The 1,459-nt window shown below is 71.1% G+C and carries 2 protein-coding genes; one reads left to right on the top strand and one right to left on the bottom strand.

What is annotated here, in order from left to right; translation table 11 throughout:
- Positions 1–37: 37 nt before the first annotated feature.
- Positions 38–508, bottom strand: a complete 471-nt coding sequence (locus ACFWFI_RS42670; RefSeq protein ID WP_387401358.1) for a type II toxin-antitoxin system PemK/MazF family toxin — start codon at positions 506–508, stop codon at positions 38–40.
- A 172-nt stretch (positions 509–680) separates the two neighbouring features.
- Between ACFWFI_RS42670 and ACFWFI_RS42665 the strand changes: the two genes are divergently transcribed.
- Positions 681–1,433 carry an MBL fold metallo-hydrolase gene (locus ACFWFI_RS42665; protein ID WP_387401356.1) on the top strand — a complete coding sequence of 251 codons (753 nt, stop codon included), beginning with the start codon at positions 681–683 and terminating at the stop codon, positions 1,431–1,433.
- Positions 1,434–1,459 lie beyond the last annotated feature (26 nt).

Here is a 1,459-nt window from a genome sequence, read left to right as displayed (position 1 = left end):
GGGCGGGAGAACACCCCGCCCCGCGCCACCCGCACGTTCACCCCAGGTCGCGCACCCGCCCCCACACCCCCGCGTCCAGCTCGCCCGCCTTCCGACGGAACCCCGACACCGCCACATCCCGCAGCTCGTCCGTCTCCAGGAAGCTCTGCCGGCCCCGCGCGTCCCCCACCGAACCCGGCGGCAGCGCGATCACCCCCGGCCGCTCCTCGTGATGCTTGCTGGTGATCTTGGCGACGACCGCCGTACCGCCCCGCACAGACAGCACAAGACACGGCCGGTCCTTCGACCCGGGCCCGTCCTCGTACGGCACGTCCGCCCACCAGATCTCCCCCGGCCGCGGCTCCCCGTGCGGCCGCCCCTTCTTCCGCTCCGGAGCACGCCCCGGCGGACGGGTCCGCCCGCCCGGACGCCGCGGACCACGCCCGCCCCGGCCCCGCGCATCGGAAACCGTCGCCACGAGCGCCAGCAGGACAACGACGGCCAGTGCCGCCCACCACCACGTGTTCATGCCCCGACCGTACCGGCGCCCCGCGACACCCGGCCTTCCATCGAACCGGTGACAGCACAGGTGAGTTCCCCCACAACGGCAGGCTGTGGAGGAGCGACCAGGTGTTTCGCGCCTTACGCTCGACGGACCGCACGAACCCTCCCCGTTCCCACGCCTCGGAGGTTCACGCTCCATGAAGCTCACCGTCGTCGGCTGCTCCGGCTCGTTCCCGTCAGCGGGTTCGGCATGCTCGAGCTACCTCGTAGAGGCCGACGGCTTCCGGCTGCTCCTCGACATGGGCAACGGCGCCCTGGGCGAGCTGCAGCGCCATGTAGGTCTCTACGACCTCGACGCCATCTTCCTCAGCCACCTCCATGCCGATCACTGCATCGACATGTGCGCGTACTTCGTCGTCCGGTACTACCGCTTCGACGGCGGACGCCCCGCCGCCATCCCCGTGTACGGCCCGGAAGGCACCGAGCAGCGGCTCACCACGGCCCACGCCGACACCCCGTCCGACCACGCGATGAGCGAAGTCTTCGACTTCCACACACTGAAGTCCGGATCGTTCGAGATCGGCCCCTTCTCGGTCCGTACGGAGAAGCTCCGCCACCCCGTCGACACCTTCGGCATCAGGGTCGAGCACGACGGGCGCGCCCTCACGTACTCCGGCGACACCGGCACCTGCGATGCGCTCGCCGAACTCGCGGAGGGCGCCGACCTGTTCCTCTGCGAAGCATCGTTCGTCGACGGCAAGGAGGACATCCCGGACCTCCACCTCAACGGCCGCGAAGCAGGCGAGTACGCCGCGGCCGCCGGAGCGGGACGGCTCGTCCTCACCCACATCCCGCCGTGGACGGACGCCGAACGCAACCTCGCCGACGCTCGCGAGGTCTACGAGGGCCCGGTCGAGCTGGCCGTTCCGGGGGCGGTGTACGAGGTCTAGGGTCCTGCGGCCGGACACGACGAAGC

Source organism: Streptomyces sp. NPDC060209 (assembly GCF_042728155.1).
GTDB lineage: Bacteria > Actinomycetota > Actinomycetes > Streptomycetales > Streptomycetaceae > Streptomyces.
This window is presented reverse-complemented; position numbering and strand designations above follow the sequence as displayed.